19 protein-coding genes are annotated in these 18331 nt (G+C 70.1%); 5 read left to right on the top strand and 14 right to left on the bottom strand.

Translation table 11 applies throughout. The annotated features are described in order from the left end of the window. Positions 1-12 precede the first annotated feature (12 nt). Genes DEJ21_RS18310 through DEJ21_RS13720 form a run of 3 tightly spaced genes read right to left on the bottom strand, consistent with a single transcriptional unit; the run spans position 13 to position 2632 of the window. Positions 13-600, bottom strand: coding sequence for a hypothetical protein (locus DEJ21_RS18310; protein ID WP_181435894.1), 588 nt, complete (start codon positions 598-600; stop codon positions 13-15). Further along, on the bottom strand, positions 597-1889 hold the full coding sequence (locus tag DEJ21_RS18305) for a hypothetical protein (protein WP_181435893.1): 1293 nt from the start codon (positions 1887-1889) through the stop codon (positions 597-599). The genes DEJ21_RS18310 and DEJ21_RS18305 overlap by 4 nt, the downstream gene beginning before the upstream one ends. Then, positions 1889-2632 (bottom strand): ATP-binding cassette domain-containing protein, encoded by a 744-nt coding sequence (locus tag DEJ21_RS13720; protein ID WP_220036580.1) that lies wholly within the window; start codon positions 2630-2632, stop codon positions 1889-1891. The genes DEJ21_RS18305 and DEJ21_RS13720 overlap by 1 nt, the downstream gene beginning before the upstream one ends. 94 nt (positions 2633-2726) lie before the next feature. On the opposite strand from DEJ21_RS13720, the gene DEJ21_RS13715 reads away from it, so the two are divergent. Then, positions 2727-3155 (top strand): hypothetical protein, encoded by a 429-nt coding sequence (locus tag DEJ21_RS13715; RefSeq protein WP_146247786.1) that lies wholly within the window; start codon positions 2727-2729, stop codon positions 3153-3155. Between the two features lies 1 nt (position 3156). On the opposite strand, the gene DEJ21_RS13710 is transcribed toward DEJ21_RS13715, so the two are convergent. From DEJ21_RS13710 to DEJ21_RS13690, 5 genes are all read right to left on the bottom strand, one after another. Further along, positions 3157-3759, bottom strand: a complete 603-nt coding sequence (locus DEJ21_RS13710; protein ID WP_111224945.1) for a hypothetical protein — start codon at positions 3757-3759, stop codon at positions 3157-3159. After that, positions 3756-4304: a hypothetical protein gene (locus DEJ21_RS13705; protein ID WP_146247785.1), complete on the bottom strand. Its 549-nt coding sequence runs from the start codon at positions 4302-4304 to the stop codon at positions 3756-3758. The genes DEJ21_RS13710 and DEJ21_RS13705 overlap by 4 nt, the downstream gene beginning before the upstream one ends. Positions 4305-4461: 157 nt before the next feature. Then, entirely contained in the window at positions 4462-4941 is a 480-nt protein-coding gene (locus DEJ21_RS13700) for a DUF4395 domain-containing protein (RefSeq protein ID WP_111224943.1), read from the bottom strand. Beyond that, positions 4938-5417, bottom strand: a complete 480-nt coding sequence (locus DEJ21_RS13695; protein WP_111224942.1) for a co-chaperone YbbN — start codon at positions 5415-5417, stop codon at positions 4938-4940. Before DEJ21_RS13695 ends, DEJ21_RS13700 begins: the two co-directional genes overlap by 4 nt. Before the next feature lie 91 nt (positions 5418-5508). After that, positions 5509-6261, bottom strand: a complete 753-nt coding sequence (locus DEJ21_RS13690; protein ID WP_146247784.1) for a hypothetical protein — start codon at positions 6259-6261, stop codon at positions 5509-5511. A gap of 91 nt (positions 6262-6352) precedes the next feature. Here DEJ21_RS13690 and DEJ21_RS13685 point away from each other — a divergent pair, with 91 nt between their 5' ends. Continuing rightward, positions 6353-6571 (top strand): DUF1653 domain-containing protein, encoded by a 219-nt coding sequence (locus tag DEJ21_RS13685; protein WP_244993457.1) that lies wholly within the window; start codon positions 6353-6355, stop codon positions 6569-6571. Between the two features lie 36 nt (positions 6572-6607). On the opposite strand, the gene DEJ21_RS13680 is transcribed toward DEJ21_RS13685, so the two are convergent. From DEJ21_RS13680 to DEJ21_RS13670, 3 genes are read right to left on the bottom strand one after another with little or no spacing between them, the layout of a single operon-like run. Beyond that, complete coding sequence (locus DEJ21_RS13680; protein ID WP_146247783.1) at positions 6608-8005, bottom strand: hypothetical protein; 1398 nt, start codon at positions 8003-8005, stop codon at positions 6608-6610. After that, entirely contained in the window at positions 8002-8715 is a 714-nt protein-coding gene (locus tag DEJ21_RS13675; protein ID WP_111224939.1) for an ABC transporter ATP-binding protein, read from the bottom strand. The genes DEJ21_RS13680 and DEJ21_RS13675 overlap by 4 nt, the downstream gene beginning before the upstream one ends. Beyond that, positions 8712-10811 (bottom strand): phosphotransferase, encoded by a 2100-nt coding sequence (locus DEJ21_RS13670; protein ID WP_181435891.1) that lies wholly within the window; start codon positions 10809-10811, stop codon positions 8712-8714. Before DEJ21_RS13670 ends, DEJ21_RS13675 begins: the two co-directional genes overlap by 4 nt. A 570-nt stretch (positions 10812-11381) precedes the next feature. On the opposite strand from DEJ21_RS13670, the gene DEJ21_RS13665 reads away from it, so the two are divergent. From DEJ21_RS13665 to DEJ21_RS13655, 3 genes are all read left to right on the top strand, one after another. Continuing rightward, positions 11382-14891 carry a TM0106 family RecB-like putative nuclease gene (locus DEJ21_RS13665; protein ID WP_111224937.1) on the top strand — a complete coding sequence of 1170 codons (3510 nt, stop codon included), beginning with the start codon at positions 11382-11384 and terminating at the stop codon, positions 14889-14891. A 17-nt stretch (positions 14892-14908) separates the two neighbouring features. After that, positions 14909-15118, top strand: coding sequence for a hypothetical protein (locus tag DEJ21_RS13660; protein WP_111224936.1), 210 nt, complete (start codon positions 14909-14911; stop codon positions 15116-15118). Between the two features lie 148 nt (positions 15119-15266). After that, positions 15267-16124, top strand: a complete 858-nt coding sequence (locus DEJ21_RS13655) for a nuclease-related domain-containing protein (protein WP_111224935.1) — start codon at positions 15267-15269, stop codon at positions 16122-16124. 31 nt (positions 16125-16155) lie between these two features. Here DEJ21_RS13655 and DEJ21_RS13650 read toward each other — a convergent pair whose 3' ends face one another. The 3 genes from DEJ21_RS13650 to DEJ21_RS13640 all read right to left on the bottom strand — a co-directional run bounded on the left by DEJ21_RS13650 (position 16156) and on the right by DEJ21_RS13640 (position 18303). After that, a complete protein-coding gene (locus DEJ21_RS13650) occupies positions 16156-16581 on the bottom strand; it encodes an SseB family protein (protein ID WP_146247782.1) in 426 nt (141 codons plus the stop codon). Positions 16582-16676: 95 nt separating this feature from the next. Next, positions 16677-17480, bottom strand: coding sequence for an SDR family oxidoreductase (locus DEJ21_RS13645; RefSeq protein ID WP_111224933.1), 804 nt, complete (start codon positions 17478-17480; stop codon positions 16677-16679). Positions 17481-17637: 157 nt separating this feature from the next. Then, on the bottom strand, positions 17638-18303 hold the full coding sequence (locus DEJ21_RS13640) for a GPP34 family phosphoprotein (protein ID WP_111224932.1): 666 nt from the start codon (positions 18301-18303) through the stop codon (positions 17638-17640). Between the last annotated feature and the right edge of the window lie 28 nt (positions 18304-18331).

Here is an 18331-nt window from a genome sequence, read left to right as displayed (position 1 = left end):
GTAAACTGCGTGTTACACCGTTGTGCCCGACCTGTGTGCCAGCGGGCTGACGATGGCGGCGATCACCACGGGGAGGACGAACGCCCACGACGCCGGGTCGGTGTTCGTCGCCACGACTCCGGCCCATCCGGCCGGTTGGCCGGGACTCCCGCGACCGAACAGTGCTGCGACGAACAGGTAGAGCACGCCCGGCACGGACTGGTACCGGTCGCCGAGTACCGCTCGGCTGACCAGTGCGAGTGCGCAGAACGCGATCGTGTTCCGGGCGGTCGCGACCGCGGCCTCGGGTTCGGCGCCGACCACGAGGCCGATGCTCGCGGTGGCTGTCACCAGCGCGACCACCGCGATGACGGTGGCCAGCTCGAGCAGGTCTGTCCGCCGAGTGGGCGCGGGGAACGGTGCGCGGGTGACCGAAGCGCTCGTCGCGATGGCGATCACCAGCGGGAGCACGGCTGCGACGGGGATCAACGCGAAGGGTGCACCGCCGCCGAACGAGGGGAAGAGCATTCCGATCGGGCCGAGCGTGATCGAGAGTCCGGACAGGGCGGCCGTGAGTCCGAGCAACGGCAGGGTGCGGTGGACCCGCAGCCACCAGATCACGAGGTCGGCACCGGGATGTGGCCGACCGAGCAATCCGCCAACCGCTCGATCGTCGCGGTGATCCACGCAGCCTGCGCGGGGAGCGGAGCACGACGGAGCGCCCGCAGAACGTCCGGGTCGTCCATCTCGAGGGCGGGTTCCACCTGGTCGGCGTCCACGATGGCCTCGGCGGCGACGTCGATGAGCCATCGGTTGGCGACAGCGGCATCGTTGAGGCGTTCAGCGTCGTCCTCCTCGGTGCCGCAGTACGCGACCTCGGCGTCGCCGAGTATCGAGGTGGTGATGCTGTGGAGCAGGTCGACGTCGGACATCCGGACCTGGACGATCATGTTCAGGACGTCGGGTGTCGACGGTGCGTTGCTCGCTCGGATGGTCGACGGCACCGTGATGCCCGTACGACCGAGGTTCTCTGCGGCCTTGCGGATGACGGATGCTGAGTTGCCGCTGTCGCGTTGCTCCGGGAAGAGGCAGATCGTCGGCGCCGCGCCGCTGCAGATCGCTTGCGCTTGCGGGCGGTCGACGATCGGTGCCGCCCCGACGTCGGATCCGGCGGTCAGTGCGACGAGGGTGATCACGACGAACGAGCTCGCGCCGATCTGGAGTCCGAACCGGCGCGCACGGTCGCCACTCGAGCGTCGGGCGACCGCGATGACGAGCAGACTGCACCCGGCGAGCAGACTGAACGCCGTCGCGATGACGGGTGCCCGGATGTCGAGCACGGTCTCGACCGAGCAGCAGTCCGCCATCACGAGACCGGCGAGGTACCGGAGCGGGAAGTAGTCCACGGACCAGGTGAAGCCGAGCCAGCTGTACGAGACGAGCAGGCTCAGTGGGATGGACGCCACCGGCGGAAGCCACCGCCCCAGTGCGAATCCGATGCAGGCGTGGAAGAACAGGATCCCCGCGAAGGCCAGGCCGACGAGGGGCGACGGGCCACCGGGAGCGCCCCAGGTGTCCCGGCTCATGAGTGCGACCGCGACGAGCTGGAGCAGCAGGCCGGCGGCCAGTGGTGTCCACAGGTGATCGGTGACGACTGCTGCACTGGATCGGCTGCTGGGCGCGATCACCGGCGCTGCGGCCCGGAAGCGCTTCCCTTCCCAAGCGCCGGCCGTGGCCGCGACGCCGCACGAGAAGACCAGGTAGATCGCGGAGCCGGCCATCGCGGCGGGCCAGTAGCCGGCGACGGTCGTCTCATCTGCGAACTGCACGCTGTACGCGACGACGCCGAGCAACCCAGGAACGAGGAGCCACACTGCCGCTCGGCTGCGCCACGGGATGATCGGGCGCATCAGTCTTCCTCGCTCGTGAACCGCGCGTACGAAGCGGTGATCGCCTCGGTGGGCGAGAGGTCTGCGAACGGCTCGGTGAACGACGCGACCGAACCAGCGAACGGCACCCGGCCGTCGACGAGGACGGTCACGTGGTCGTAGGTCGTGGCGACGTCCTCGGTCTGGTGTGTCGAGACGACGACGGACACTTCCGTCGGCAGGTTCTGGATCACCCGAGCGAACCGCGCGCGCTGCGCCGGATCGAGTCCGGCCGTCGGTTCGTCGAGCAGGATCCACTGCGCGCCGGACACCAGCGCGCCGGCAACGCCGAGCCGCCGGATCTGGCCGCCCGACAACGACGACGCTCGTGCGTCGGCTCGGGTGGCGAGATCGACGGCGGTCAGCGCGGCCGTCGAGCGATCCCAGGCGTCGGCGCGCGACAAGCCCTTCAACCAGCCGCAGTAGGCGACGTGCTCTCGAGCGGTCAGGCCGGGGAAGGCGCCGCTCCGCTGCGGAAGCCATGTGACGCCGCGGCGGTACCGTCGGCGGTTTCCGCGCGTGCCCGGTTCCCCCAGTCCCTCGATGTTGATCGTCCCGGTGCGGGGACGGAGCGTGTCGGCGACGAGTCCGAGCAGAGTCGACTTGCCAGCGCCGTTCGGCCCGAGCAGGACGCTCGCTCCGGTCGGGAACAACGTCGACAACCCGGAGAGCACCGTGTCGTCCCGCCGGTACCCGAAAGTCAGTTCGTCGATCTGTATGCCCACTGCGCCCCCTTGAAACCTTGTACTGGTGTTTCACCGTACAGTAGCGTGCACTCGGTTCGGACAGCCCGAGCCGTCACCTCAAGGGGGAAGTGCAATGGTCAATCTCAGTCGTCGTCTCGCGGCAACCGTCGCAGGGGGAGTCGTGGCCGCCACGGTGTTCGCGGCAGCGCCGGCGTTCGCCGAGGGTTCCTGGTCGTCGAAGCTGACCGGTGTCGCGATCGGTAAGAACTCGAGGAGCTGGCAGGACTCGCACAAGGACAAGGTGCGGACTGCCATGACGTTCGCGAGCTGCCGGATCTCGGGGAACGCGAGCGGATTCCGATCCGCCACCGTCCGGCTCTACGACGAGCGCGGCCTGTTGCCGGATAAGAGCATGGGGTCGAAGGTGAACAAGTGCGGCCGGAGCGACTGGGGCGTGATGACCCGGCCTGACCGGTACCACTGGACGATCACGGCGCTCAACGGCTCCTCGTACGAGCCCGCTCTGCGGCTGTCGGTGTCGCGGGTGCGGCAGGCCTACTGAGTCAGCGCTGGCGGGCGGCTGCTTCGGTGGCCGCCTGCACGTAGCGTCGTGCAGCCCGGGTCTGACGCAGAATGACGGGGGACATGGCGGCAGCCACGACGAGGAGTGCTCCGCAGATGATGCGACTGAGGCCAGCTACGAACGAGTTGTCGTCGAACAGGTTCGGGATCTGCGGGCCAGCAATCCCCACGTAGAGCAGCAGGAACTGGCCGAGCGCGACCGGTTGGTAGGCAGCGCGGAGACGGGCGAGGTCGAATGCCCGTCGTGCGAGGTCGGAGTCGGCTGGTTCGATCGGGGTCCCGCTCGCGATCGCCTGCGCGAGCGTCTCCCGGCCGAAGCGTGAGAGCCCATCGATCGGCGCCTGCATGTCGGAGGATCGGCGGAGCGTCGTGGTGAGCATCGAGAAGGTGCCGAGAAGACCACCCACTCCTGCAGCGATGCCGACGATCGCGAGGGTGGTCTCGAGCGCGCTGTCCTGCCGTGCGAAGAGCGACCCGCCGACCGCACCGAGGACCACACCGATCGTGACGATGACGGCGGTTCTGCGCCAGGCTCGGCTGGCAACGGCCTCGGGGGTGGCTGGCGCTTCCGACGCGGCGGTCATGCGGGAAGGATCGGAGTAGTGGTGCGGCGTTCGTTGTCGGCGGTGGCGGCATCCGCGTAGCGCCGCGCTCGGCGGCCTCGGACGATCAGCAACGGCACGACGAACACCATTTCGACGACGAAGAGCGCCAGGATGATCCGGCTGAAGACCACATCGCCGCCGCCGCTGAGGACACGAGCGAAGTGAGGAGCAGCGACCATTGCGAAGAGCAGGAGGCCCTGCCCCAGGAAGATCCCGTTGAACATGGCGGTCCCGCGAGCGAGGGTGAGCGCGCGGTGCTGCAGTTCTGGGCCCGCGTCCTCCGCGAGCGGAACGCCCGAGCGGATGGCTCCTTTGATGACCTTGCGGCGGTCTCTCGTCAGGCCCTCGGTCGCCTGCGTCATGGTCGACGACGCGCGTGCCGTGGCGGGGAGCAACGAGAGTATTCCGGCCATGCCGACCAGCACGGCGACGCACGTGCAGATCGCCAGGGCGACGGTCCAACCGTCCTCGTCCCGCGAGGTTGCCCAACCCGCAACTGCCCCCGCGACCGCGGCGATCGCCACGACCAGGGCGGTACGACGCCACGCGCGCCGGATGATTCGTTCGTCTTCCCCCACCCGCTCACCCTACGGGGCGGGGCAGAGCCGTGTTCTGGAGCCGAGCACCTGTCGGACGCTGGCGGTGTGGTCGAGGCGAGGCGGGCCTCCAGGCCGGACGCCGTCAGGCGACGCTGCGCCGCGGGCGGAAGACCCCTGCGCGCACCAGCCACACGTAGAGCAGGCAGCCGATGCAGACGTCGAAGACGGCGTTGAGGAACGCGGCGACCAGGGCGACCGCGGCACCGATCGGGGCGGCGTACGGCACGCCGAGCAGCGCGAGGAGCAGGGCGACCGCGGTCACGAACAGGCCGACCTGCTGGGCGAAGGTCGGGGGTTCCGGAGCCTCGAGCTCGGTGGGCGGGGCGAGGCGTGGACGGACGACCCGTCGGAAGAGTGCGCCGTAGGGGTGGCGGCGGATGCCGGCGATGCCTCCGACGGCGAACAGCACGACGATGACCGCGAGCAGCACGATGCCGGCGACCCACGTCTCGGGGATCAGCGTGAGGACGATCGTCACTGCGAGGAGCACCGTGGTGATGGCGGCGCCGAAGCGTGGGGAGCGCGGGTCGATGCCGCGGTCGATGTCGTTCGTGGTGGTCATCGGGACTCCTGGGTGCCGGTCGTGTCAGCGGTTCCTGTACTGCCTGCGGTCAGGACGGTGGCGAGGGCTGCGGCGAGCTCGGGTGGGCGGGGTGGGCCTCCGAAGCGGGTGCGAATCGCGCGGTCGGCGTCGAGGAGCAGGACCGTCGGGGTCTGCATGACGTCGAAACGGCTCGCGAGTTCGGGGCGTTCGGTGAGGTCGATGTCGATGCGTCGGACGCCCTCGTGTTGACCGGCGACGGAGGCGAGCTGACGCCGGGTGGCCGGGCACCGCGCACAGGTCGGCGTGGAGAACTGGACGAACGTGGCGGCGGTGCCGTAGTCGGTGTCGAGCGCGAGGCCGTCTGCGTCCTGCTTCGTCGACGCGGCGCTGTCCGCCGACCGGGCTCGACCGGTCCGGTGGCGGAGCAGGAGACCGAGGACCGTCGCGAGCGCGAGGACCCCCACGAGCACGGCCACTGCGGTTCCGAAGGTCACAAGGCGACGCTACGCTCAGCCGTCGAGCTGCTGTCGAACGTGACCGGATGTGACGCCGAGGTGTGCGCGTCGCGCCGGGCTTGCCGGGTGCTCAGTCTTCGGGGAGCGTGCGGACCCACTGCTCGAACGCGGCGGCGTCGTCGTCGCTGAAGACGGCGGAAGGCCGCGACTCGTCCTTCGCCGAGTGCAGGAACAGCGCACCGTCGGCCATCCCCGGCGTCGCGTCGTCGAGGATTGACGACTTCGCCGCGACGCCCTTCCTGGTGAGGAAGGTCAGCTGTTCGCCGTTCGTCGATTCTGCGATCGCCGCTTCACCGTCGAAGAACGCGGCGAGCTCCATCACCAGGAACGCGGTGGCCCCGTCCTGCGTGGTCAGGGCGACTGCCGGCTTCGTCCGACTCTTGCCGACGAGGTGCTTGACGACCGTGGCCGTGACTCCCGAGCCGGTCCACGGTTGCACCTCGGTCAGGGGGAGCCTGGCGGCGGCCCGCGCCGCGGGTCGTTTCGGCGGGAGGACGGCCTGGAACAGCGACGTCCCGATCACGACCGCGAGGAACCAGGCGTACGGCGAGAACGTCTTCGTCGCGATGAGGACGAGGAAGCCACCGATGAACCCCGCCCCCACCAGGTTCGGCCAACACCTCGACTCCTGACGCAGGCCGAGCGGCCACAGGAAGGCGCCGTACACGAGTCCGACGACCGTTGGGATCCAGAAGGCCGCGGGGCGGATGGCGCCGGCGTGGAAGTGCAGCCAGACGTCCGCCCCTGCCATGACGACCGCCATGACGACGAAGAAGACGCGCTGTGCGCGACGGTCCCGCTCGCGCGTGCTCAATGTGGTCATGACGTTCCCCCGTGGTGCCCATTCCCCGTGCTCCTCAGTCAAGCAGAACGCGCGGTCATGGTCCCACCGCTCGGGCCGTACCCTCGGTCGCGTGACTGACGACGTGACCGCGGGCCGCTACCGACACTTCAAGGGCAACGACTACGAGGTGCTGCTCGTCGCCCGGGACGTCGAGACGGAGGAGCCGGTCGTTGTGTACCAGGCGCTGTACGGCGAACGTGGGCACTGGGTGCGTTCGCTCGCGGACTTCACGGCGCACGTGGTGCGCGATGGGTACGACGGGCCGCGGTTCGTAGCGATCACCGACTGATCGGTCACTGGGCACACCCGCGGCTTCGGCGGGCGTTCACCTCGTGCGGCCGGCGTGCGTCGGGTGAGCGCTCGCATCGGCCGTCGCGACTCGCAGCGCACGGCCCGGGCGGTGGAGAACGACCCCGACGAGCTCGCTGCACACGAACACCGCCGCAGTGCCGAGCGTCGCCGTGAGAACGGCGACGAGTGGCACGATCGGGTCCATGGCCGCGAGCCAGGAGGCATCCACGCCGCTCGCGAACGCGACCAGAGCGACGCCGAGGGCCGCACCGAGCCCGATCAGGGACCCGCTCGCACCGATCGCGACGGCTGCCACGGAGAGTGTGACGATCGTGCCGCCCTGGGTGGAACCGATGTGCCTGAGCGTGGCGAGGTCACTACCGGTCCCGCGGCTCTGCGCGAGAGCCGAACCCACCGAAGCTGCGGCAGCGATGCAGAGCGCCGGACCGAGCGTGAGCCCGAGTTCGACAATGCCCGCTCCGGCTCTCTCGCTCGCCAGGCTGCTCGCGACGGTTGCTGTCATGGCCCTCGTGACGGTCAAGCCGACCCCGGCTGCGACCAACGTCGTGAGCGCGCCGAACGAACCGATGCGCGCCCGGGCCAAGCAGAGGCCGATGAACGGTGCCACCGGGCCGCAACGCAGGAGGTGAGCGGCGACGCCGAGCATGGTCCGGGACGCGTCCGAAGCGATGACAGCCGCCGCCCCGACGAACCCGAACCCGGCGGCGGACATCACGATGAGCGGTCCGTCCGACGAGTCGAGCACGGTCAGACGGCTGGCAGCTGTCTCGTCCCCGGCGCCGCTGACCATGCTCATCAGGACTGGCGCGAACGCAACCGCGAGCACCGAGGGCACCACGAACAACGCTGCCACCGCGAACGCACTTACCGCCCTCCAGACGCGACCGGACCGGACGACGGCGAACCGGCCAGCTCGGAGCCCACTCCACCAACCCGCTGCACAGACGACGGCGAGCAGACACGTGATCACACCGCTCGGGATGCCGCCTGAGCGTGGAGCCGTCAGGCCGAGGACCTCCGTGAGACCTCCGACCCAGCTGGTCCGAAGCCGTTGTCCGACCACGACCCCGAAGAGCACGGCGACGACCGCTGCGGAGGAGATGACCACGGCTCCGAACGCCCAGGACGTCGTCCAGCTCACGCCGAGTGCTCGGAGGGAGCGCGTCTCCGGCAGCAGCGAGATCGCGAGTCCTCGTGCTGACACGAACGACGCGACCAACGAGCTGAGCGACGTGAGCTGCATGACCGCTTCGAGTGCTCGAGCGGTGTCCGGGTGGGCGCCCGCGATGTCGAGCCCGCCTCCGACAACCACGTCGAGTCCGAGCGCGGCGACGACCACCGTGACCACGAATCCGAGCGCCGGCCGAGGATCACTGTGGACCGTGCAAGCCAGTGCGAGGACAGCGATCACGAGGGCACCGTCATGAGGCGGCGGACCTGCTGTTCAGTCGGACGATCGAGCAGCGCAGTCGTCCGGCCGTCGACCAGCTGAACGATCCGGTCGGCATCCACCGCCAGCTGCGGGTCGTGGGTGACGACGACCACTGTCCTGCCCGAGGTCGCCGCGCTCCGGAGGACTCCACGGACGAGCCCGGCGTTCGAGTCGTCCAGTGCCGTGGTCGGCTCGTCGCAGGCCAGCATTGCCGTACCGGCCGCGCAAGCGCGCGCGAGGGCGACTCGCCGCCGCTGCCCGCCCGACAGGTGCTGTACCGGCGTTCGACGAACGTCACGGTCGAGGTTGAGCGCCGCGCACACGCGTTCCGCGAACGATCGGTCGATCTTGCGGGCGAGACGTTGACCGAGCAGGACGTTGTCGTCGACCGACAGTGCATCGATGAGGTCGTCACCCTGTCGTGCTGCGGCGAACATGCGCGCTCGTAACCGTGCTCTTGCAGAGTCCGTGGCGGGGTGCATGCGCGTGTTGCCGAGCAGGACCGAGCCGGTCGCCGGCAGCTCGATCCCCGTCATCAGGTCGAGCAGGGTCGACTTGCCGGCCCCGGACGGTCCCACGATGGCGGTCAGGCTGCCGGGCTCGGCGCGGAAGCTCACGTCGCTGATGATCCTGCGGCAGTCTGGACGGATCGAGCGCGACGAGATCCCGAGGACGGAGAGCGCGATCATCGGTGTCCGCCGCGGAGGAACGACGGAACATCGTGCTGCACGTCGCGCCCACGTTCGAAGTCCTCGATCGCGGCCAAAGCGGTGAGGACGCCTGCTCCACCATGTCCCCAACCGTCGTCGACTGCTCGGAGATGCTGGTCCGGGTAGGCGACCCCCTCAGGAGTCTGGAGGCGGTGCAACGCGAGACGCCGACGGTGCTCGTCCAAGCGCGCGGCGACGGACTCGGGATCGTACGGTGCGATCCCGAGCTCGCCGACGTCGACGAGGAAGTGGACCAGTCCGGCGCGTCCGTCGAGCAGACCCGAATGCGCGGTGAACTCCGGCGACGCTGCATCGGCCACGCCGTGGAGTACCCGCAGGAGGTCCTGGTCGGACGTCGCGCGGAACACCTGCACGAGTGCCGTCCCGACGCCGGCGGAGCCGGAGCCGAGGAACGGCACGAGGCGGCCGCTGTGGCGGAGTTGCAGGCCCCACCCGTGTCGGAGCTCGAGGCGGCGCACGTCGATCTGCAGCAGGCGTCGGGAGGCCTCGACGGCTGCCGCATCGTCGTGCAGCCGTCCGTGCGACGCCAGGAACAGGGCAATGCCGGACGGGCCGTTGAGCAGCCCTGCTGGCAGCTGCTCCGTCCGGTCCTGATCGTGGCTGAAGTCGGTGAGCCGCCGGGCGATCACGTCGATGGTCTCCCGGTGGACGGCCCGTGTCGGTGCGCTGAGGAGCGCGAGGCCGATCCCCGCGAGCCCGTCCTCGAGATCGACGCGCAGCATGCCGAGGACCTCGCCCCGCAGCCGGGCGAGGAACGCCGGCGTTGTCCAGCCCAGGAGCACCGCAGAAGCCCGGCCGGAGAACAGGCCTGCGCCTGAGGATGCCTGGCTCGCGGGCGGGCTCGGGGAAGTCCTCGTGTCGGGCTCGGACCGTTGCAGTGCGAGCGTGACGCCGTCCGCTCCACGCTGGAGGCCGGACCGGTGCACCGACCCGGGCGCTTCCCTCCGCGATCTGATCGCGTCACGGAGCTCGGCAACACCGGGTGGCGTCGTACGCACAGTGTTCCCGTCCGGCAGGGCAACGCATCGACCGAAGACGACACGCAGCGCGTCCACCGGCGCGGTCGGGAACCAGACCCGGGCCGCGGCGAGTACTTCATCGATCTTCCCGGGGTCCAGTGGGAAGAGCGTCGTGAGGGGAACGAGGGCGGCGAGGTGCAGGCATGCGATCGCGAACAGATCGCGGTCTGGCCCACGGACCGCGTTCGGTGCGCTGAAACCCGGCGTCGCTGGCCCGATCGTCCCGGGTTGGTCGCCGACCGTGCACGACTCGAAATCGATCAGCCGCGCGGCTGTCGGAGACTCCACGAGCACGTTCCTCGGCGAGATGTCACCGTGGACGGCTCCGAGCGCGTGCAACCGCTCGACTTCGCGCTCGATCGCCCGCACGACGTGGTGGACGCTCGCTGCGTGTTCGTCGAGCGCCGTGCGGTCAGCCTCGGTGGCGGTGAGCGGGTTCTGCGACATGACTGCGCGGTTGAACGGTGTGCCCGGCACCCGTTCGCTCATCATGAACGCCGAACCTCCGGAGCGGAACGTCCCGTAGGCCCGCGGTGCCACCCCTGAACCTTCCAGGTGGCGAAGGGCCTCGTACTCGTCTTCGACGCGACCAGCAGCGTCGCGGCCGGCTTGTTCTCCGACGTACTCGCGGCCTTCCTTGAGGACCACTTCGCCGTGCGCATCGTGCAACGCTCGGTACACGCCGCCAGCGTTGGAGAACGAGTACGCGCCGGAGACGCGCATCCGTGAGAGCGGCTCGTCGGCTCCAGCTGATCGAAACCGTTCGGCCGCGACCCAGTTCGGCAGCTCGACCCAGTCGGGCGGGTCGAACACGACCCCTCGGCGGTCCGGCACGAGGGCACCGCTCGGATCTCGGATGGCGGGCTTGCCGTCCCAGTCGGAGAGCGAACGGAACGCTCCGTAGCGGACGTGCACCACGGAGTTCCGCCACTGGAGGTCGCCGAGGATCCGCGGTCCGCGGCAGTCACCGAAGGTCGCAGTCAAGTGGTCGAGCAGCGCTTCGTCGACCGCGGACCCTGGAGGGTAGATCGTCACGAACTTTCCACTGCTCGTGCGAGGCGCATCCTTCGCGTTGGCCCGTTCGAGGACCGTCCTGTCTGCCAGGTGCTTGAACGACCATCCCGCGGTCCTGCAGAACTCGGCAGCCAGCGATCGAACCCGCTCGGCATCCTGCAGGCGAGCCGACAAGTGGATCTTCCAGCCTTGGTCGGGCGGCGTTCCGACGGGCTGCCCGTAGTGCGTCCAATCGGAGTCGCTCGTGATCCGCCAGTCCGCCCAGTCGCCGTCCAAGCCTGCCCACCCGATGCCCATGACGAGATGGTGCCAGTGGAGTATTGACATGTCAAACATGACGTGTGTACGTTCACGATCGTCAACCGACCAACGAAAGGACGACGACGATGAACGCTCACGACCTCCAGGCGATCGAGCCGGATGCGCCCGAAGAAGGCGGCCACATCCTGCTCTCTTCGATCAGCCTGTTCATCTGCTGGTAAGCCGAGTGCACATCGGGACGGGTCGGACCCATGAGGGGTCCGACCCGTTCTCGTTCGGTGTCGGCGCCCACCCCTAGGCTTTCAGCGCACCATAGAGACGGGGGAGCGCATGCAGATCGGCGTCGACGGGCACGTGCTGCTCAGCCCGAGTGACCTGAGCACGTGGTCGGCCTGCGAGTGGGCGTTCCTCCGCCGCCTCGACGCCAAGCTCGGTCGCGGGGAAGCCCTGCCCGACGTGCACGACGACATGCTCGAGCGCACCGCACGGCTGGGGGACCAGCACGAGCTCGACTACCTCGACATCCTCAAGCAGACCCGCGACGTCGTCGAGTTCGACCGCCCCGCCCCGCCGGACTACGCACGCGCCGCAGCCGAAGCACGACAGGCCTTCGCCGACGGTGCCGACGTGCTGTACCAGCCGACGTTCCACGCAGCACCGACCGCAGACGCCCCCGGCTTCATCGGCTTCGCGGACTTCATCATCCGCAACGACCGCGGCGAGTACGAGGTCTACGACACCAAGCTCGCCCGCCACGCCAAGATCAGCGCCCTGCTGCAGCTCGCCGCGTACGCCGAGCAGATGGAGGCGCACGGCATCCCCACCGGTGAGCAGGTGCACCTGGTGCTCGGCGACCGGACGACCACCACGCACGACCTCGCCGACATCGCGCCGGTGTACCGCACGCAGCGCGCCGAACTGCAGCGGGTCATCGCCGAGCGCATCGCCGCCGACGAGGCCCTGCAGTGGGGTGACCCGCGCTACTCGTCGTGTGGCCGCTGCGCCGTCTGCTCGACCCAGGTCGCCGAGCACCGCGACCTCGTCCTCGTCGCGGGCATGCGCCTCGACCAACGGGCGAAGCTCATCAAGCACGAGGTGCGGACGATCGACGACCTGGCGGTCCGAACCCGGGCAGTGCCGGGCTTGTCCCGCGCGACGCAGGATCGGCTGGTGCGTCAGGCGAGCCTCCAGATCGAGTCGGAAGACGCCCGACGGAAGGGCGCCGACGGGCCGGGCCAGCCCGTCAAGCCGCGCTTCGAGGTCCTCGACGCCCGTGCGCTCGACGCGATCCCGGCGCCCGACCCGGGCGACGTGTTCTTCGACTTCGAGGGCGACCCGCTGCACACCGAGGACGGCGTGCACTGGGGCCTCGACTACCTGTTCGGCCTGGTCGACGACTGCGCCGAGTTCACCGCGTTCTGGGCGCACACCATCCGCGACGAACGAGTTGCGCTGGAGCAGTTCCTCGCGTTCATCGAGGCCCGGCGGCAGCAGTACCCGGGCATGCACATCTACCACTACGCGGCCTACGAGCGGACGCACCTACTGTCGCTCGCCGCCCGGCACGGTGTGGGCGAGGATGCCGTCGACGACCTGCTGCGAGCCGGGGTCCTGGTCGACCTGTACCCGATCGTCCGGAAGGCCCTGGTCGTCGGCAGCCACAGCTACTCCATCAAGAAGCTCGAACCGCTGTACATGGGCTCGGACCTGCGCGAGAGCGACGTCACGAACGCCGCGGACAGCATCACCGCCTACGTCGACGCGATCGAGGAGCTCCGGAACGGCGACGCCGCCGAGGGGCAGCGGATGCTCGACCAGGTCGCCGACTACAACGCCTACGACTGCCGCTCGACCCTGCGCCTGCGCGACTGGCTCCGCTCGCTGCGCACCGACGACCCCGACGCGGCCGACCCGGCGCTCGAGCTCGAGGTCCCGCCGATCCCCGTCGAGCGTGAGCCGAACCCGGTGTCCGTCGCCCTGGCCGCCGAGCTCGAGGACGTCGACGCCCTCGACCGCACCCCTGACCAGACCGCGCTGGCGCTCGCCGCAGCCGCGATCGACTACCACCGCCGCGAGGCCAAGACCTTCTGGCAGGACCACTTCGACCGCCTGCGGAACCCGGTCGACGACTGGGCCGACACGCGCGACGTCCTGGTCGTGGAGCGGGCGTCCGTCGAGCGCGACTGGGACACGCTGCCGCGTGCCCGCTCGCAGTCGCGGGAACTCCGGTTGTCGGGGACGCTCGCGCCCGGCTCGCGGCTGCGGCCTGGAGGCACGCCCCACCTGGTCTACGACGACCCACTCCCGCCATCGGTCGCGTCTCCGGGCCCCGGGTCGAAGGGTGCATCGTCGCGCGCCGTGATCGTTGACGTGTGGGACAACGGCGATGCCGTCGAGGTCCTCGTGAAAGAGGGACTGCCCGTCGGCGGCGAGCCGCACCACGAGTTCCCCGTGGCCCTCGCCCCGTCGGCACCGCCCCGCGCGAAGCCCCAGCCCGAGGCGATCGCGTGGTGGGGTCAGGCCGTGCTCGACGAGCTGCCGGCGATGCTGCCCGATCCTGCGCTCGACCTGCTGCGCCGAGTGCCCCCGCGTGGCCCGATCGTCCCGGTGCAGGGCGACGACGCGGTGTCGGCCGTCGTCTCGACCCTGCTCGACCTCGACCGGTCGTACCTGGCGATCCAGGGCCCTCCCGGCACGGGCAAGACCTACGTCGGCTCGAACGTCGTCGCCCGGCTCGTCCGCGAGTACGGCTGGCGCGTGGGGGTCGTCGGCCAGTCACACGCGACGTCGGAGAACTTCCTCGCCTCGGTGGTCAAGGCCGGCGTCCCGGCGGACCGGGTCGTGAAGGTGCCGAAGTCCGGCGCGACCGAGGACGAGCTCGACGCCGCGGCCTGGACCCCGGTGAAGAACGGTGCCGCGGTCGCCGCGTTCCTGTCGTCGTGCGAGGCCTCCGGCACCGGCGGTGTCGTCGGTGGCACGGCGTGGACCGTCGCGAACGAGTCGACGATCGAGCGTCGATCCCTCGACCTGCTCGTGGTCGACGAGGCCGGACAGTTCTCCCTCGCTCCGACCATCGCGTCGTCGGTAGCCGCGACCCGGCTCCTGCTGCTCGGTGATCCCCAGCAGCTGCCCCAGGTGTCGCAGGGCTCGCACCCCGAGCCCGTCGACGAGTCCGCGCTGGGCTGGCTCGCCGACGGCCAGCACGTCCTGCCGTCGGAGTTCGGGTACTTCCTGGCCCGAACCCGCCGCATGGACCCCGCGCTGACCGAGTCCGTCTCCGCTCTGTCCTACGACGGAAAGCTCGCCTCGATGGTCTCCGGCCGGCACCTCGACGGCATCGACGCGGGTGTGCACCCCGTGCCGGTCGTCCACGCGGGCAACACGACGTCCTCTGCTGAAGAGGCCGCCCGGGTCGTCGCCCTCGTCGGTGACGTCGTCGGGCGCACCTGGACCGACGGTTCCGAAACCCGTGCGCTGACCGACGAGGACGTCATCGTGGTGGCGCCGTACAACGCGCAGGGGGCACTGATCCGGCAGGAGCTCGACCGCGCTGGCTTCACCGGCACGCAAGTCGGCACGGTCGACCTGTTCCAGGGCCGCGAGGCCGTCGTGTCGATCGTGTCCCTGGCAGCGTCGAGTGCGGCGGACATCCCGCGCGGCCTCGACTTCCTGCTCATGCCGAACCGGTTGAACGTGGCGATCTCGCGGGCGAAGTGGGCGGCGTACCTCGTGCACTCGCCATCGCTGACCACGGGCCTGCCCCCGTCGATCGCGGGCCTGTCCCTGCTGTCCCGCTTCATCGAGCTCGTCGAGCCCCGCCCGCAGGCCGTCCGAGCCTGACCGCGAAGGCGAGGGACATGCTGGAGGACTGGGCGAGCCGCCCGTCGCCGTGGCGCTCTCGGGCATCCACGGCTGACCTCGTCGTGACCGTCTCGCTGTTCGTCGCGACGGCGCTGGCTGGGGTCGCCGCTGTGCTCATCGGGTGGGTGTTCGCCGTCGGCACTGCGACCGTCATGGCGATCGTGGTGTCCGTGACCTGGGTGGTCGTCGCGGAGCACACCGGGTGAGTCAGCGCTGCTTGACGGTTCTGGTTCGCGAAGCCCGGGGATCGTGAACCAGAACCGTCAACCGCGCGAAACCTCGGACCCACCCGCCGCGCCGTGACGCCAGAACGAGGGCTGGCCGGACCAGGCGTCGTCCTGGAACGGTGGAGGCATGGGGGAGCACACGATCAACGCAGACCGCCCGAGCCCCAAGGGAACGGCGCCGCTGACACTCCGCGCCCGCAAGCCCGGGTACGCCGTGATGCAGCAGTGTCTCGCGGTCCAGGCCGACGGCCGCGCGCTGACGACCTGGCAGCGGTTCTGGGGGCACGACCCGCTCCGGCCGGAAGCCCGTTCGTGGTTCAAGGGGGCGATCGGCGAGCGGCAGGTCGCGGCGCAGCTCGAGGAACTCGGCCCGGACTTCACGGTCCTGCACGCCGTCCCGATCGGGAAGGGCAGCACGGACATCGATCACATCGTGGTCGGTCCGACCGGCGTCTTCTCGATCAACACGAAGAACCACTCCGGTCACGCGGTCTGGGCGGGCGGACGCACACTGATGGTGAACGGCCAGCGGACGCCGCACCTGCACCGCGCGCTGGCCGAGGGGGAGCGTGCGACTGCCCTGCTGTCGGCCGCAGCGGGCGGTCCGATCCTCGTGCAGCCGATCCTGGTGGTCGAGGCTGCCGAACTCCGGTTCGGCAAGAAGCCGCCGGCCGCCGTGGTCCTCGAGCCCGAGCGTGTGGGGAGCTGGATCCGCGGCCTCCCACGTGCGCACTCCGACGAAGCCGTGCGCTTCCTGTCGATGCTGGCGGAGGAACGGGGCACCTGGCACGTCGATGCCGTGGTCATCAACGACACACTCCGCCACGTCCAGCGCTTCGAGCGACTCGAACGCGAGATCGCCGACGCTCGCTCCCGCCGCAGCCTCATGCGTCGGGCACGGGTCCTCGCGGTCCTGGCGGTTCCGGCGGGCGGTCTGCTCGGGTACTGGTGGGCCGTCGCAGCCGCGGCGATGGCGGCTGCCTGACGACGATCGCGCCGAGCCTGTGACGGAGCGATCAGTCGTCGCTGGTCGGGACGCCGCCCTGCATCTGCACCCGCATCTGGGCGAGGACATCGGCGTGCAGGAAGTTCGCCTCGGCCGCACTCGTGGGGTCGACCACGATGCCGAACTCCTCGGGGAGCGCGGACACGAGCTCGGACATCGGCACCGGACGCCCCTCGGCGTCGGGCAGACCGGCGGCGAGCTCGCCCGGGTCGGTGAAGACGGGCACGAACGGCTTGTCCCGGATCATGACGTGGGCGACGCTGCCGGCCTCCGGAGTGCCCGCCGGCTTCCAGGGGACCCACGCCGCGCTGCGCAGGAAGCCCGCGGGCGAGGCGGCCATCCTCCGTCGCAGTTCGGCGGCCGCGGTCGGCGGGGCCTTGTCGACCCCTCGGCCGAAGGCTGATCCGTTGGTCTGATCGGTACTCACACCAGCCATGCTGTCACGGTCGGCGGACACGGCGGGGCCGAGCCGCGCCTCCAGGCCGAAGCCCGGCGCACGCGGACGTGCGCCGGGCGTCGGAGGTGACGGACTCAGTACGCGGCCGACTGCCCGCCGTCGATCGGGACGACCGTTGCGTTGACGTAGGACGCGTCGTCGGACAGCAGGAAGGCGACGACGGCGGCGATCTCGGGGGCCTCGCCGTAGCGCTTCGTCGGGTTGACCTGGATGAACTCCTCGGCGGCCTTGCGCGGGTTCTCCGCATCGAGCTGCTTCATCGAGTTCTCGACCATGGGCGTCCAGATGGCTCCGGGGGCGATGGCGTTGATGCGGATGCCGTAGCGGCCGTACTCGACGGCCGAGTTGCGGGTGAGGCCGACGACGCCGTGCTTGGCGGCCGCGTACCCGGACTGGTTGCCGATGCCGCGGATGCCGCCGACGCTCGCGGTGTTCACGACCATGCCGGAGCCCTGCTCACGCATGACCTTGAGCACCTTCTCGAGGCCGAGGAACACGCCGCGGAGGTTGATCGACACGACGCGGTCGAACTCGGCGGCGGTGAAGGACTCGGTGGGGTTCTGCTTGCCCTCGATGCCGGCGTTGTTGAAGAAGCCGTCGATGCGGCCGAAGCGCTCGGTCGTGGCGGTGACGTAGGCGTCGACCTGGGCCTCGTCGGACACGTCGGCGACGGTCGTCAGGACCTGCGCGTCCGGGGTGGCCTCGAGCACGGCGCCCTTCGTCGCCTCGAGTCCCTGCTCGGAGACGTCGACGAGGGAGAGCGCAGCGCCCTCGGCTGCCAGGCGGACGGCGGTCGCGCGGCCGAGGCCCGAGCCCCCGCCGGTGATGAGGACGACGCGGTCGCCGAAGCGGGTGGTGCCGGTGGTGGTTTCGGGCATGGTGGGAGGCCTCCTGAGGTCTTCGACGGTGAAGGGCTCGGGGTCCGCGGTGGGGCAGCGAGTCCGATCGATGCATCTGCATCGAGATCCCTAGACTACACCTGTCGTTTAAGAGTGGAAACAGCAGGCGTCCGGGCGCCCCATCACGCTGCCGGCCTCAGCTCGTCACGATCGACGTCGTCGTTGCCATGGTCGCAGCCATGATCACGACGATCGTCGCGGCCTCGATCTCCTCGAGCACGGCCTTCACCGCCGGGCTCGCCCAGGTGCCCGAGGTGATCTCCTTCACCAGGTCCTTGTCGACGGCGCCGAACTGCTTGCGCAGGGTGTTCGTCGCGTCGAGCAGGCCGATGACCGCGGCGGAGAACGGCGTGGGTCCTGCCCGGCCAGCCAGCACGTCCCCGATGCCGGATCGCAGCAGCGCCTCCGGGGCTCCGTCCCGCTCCGGGTGCTTCGTGGTGGGGAAGAGGCCGAGCACCTTGCCCTGCTCGACGCTGATGATGCCCCTGGCGACGAGGCCGGCGAACACGTCGTCGCGCAGCCGCTGCTTGCCGAGTCGGCTCACCCACCACTTCGCCTTGCGCGGTGCACCGGATGCCGCGATCGACCCGACGACGCCGTCGAGCACCGGGTCGCCCGTGGCGGCGCCGTTGACGACGGTGACCAGCCCGCCCTGCAGCGAGAGGACACCGCGGAGTGCGAGGTCGGCGAGGACCGCGCCCGCGAGACCGGTGTCCAGCGTCTGCCCGTCGAGGGACTTGCGGCCGTCGGGCTCGACCTGCAGGAGCGCGAATGCCTGTGGGACCGTGAGTTGCTCAGCCATGCCCGCAGCCTGCCACGCGGGGCGGAGG

Origin of the sequence: Curtobacterium sp. MCSS17_006, from assembly GCF_003234215.1 — a bacterium.
GTDB classification, from domain to species: Bacteria; Actinomycetota; Actinomycetes; order Actinomycetales; family Microbacteriaceae; genus Curtobacterium; species Curtobacterium flaccumfaciens.
The sequence above is the reverse complement of the archived record's forward strand: the minus strand, read 5'-3'. Positions and strand labels throughout refer to the sequence as shown.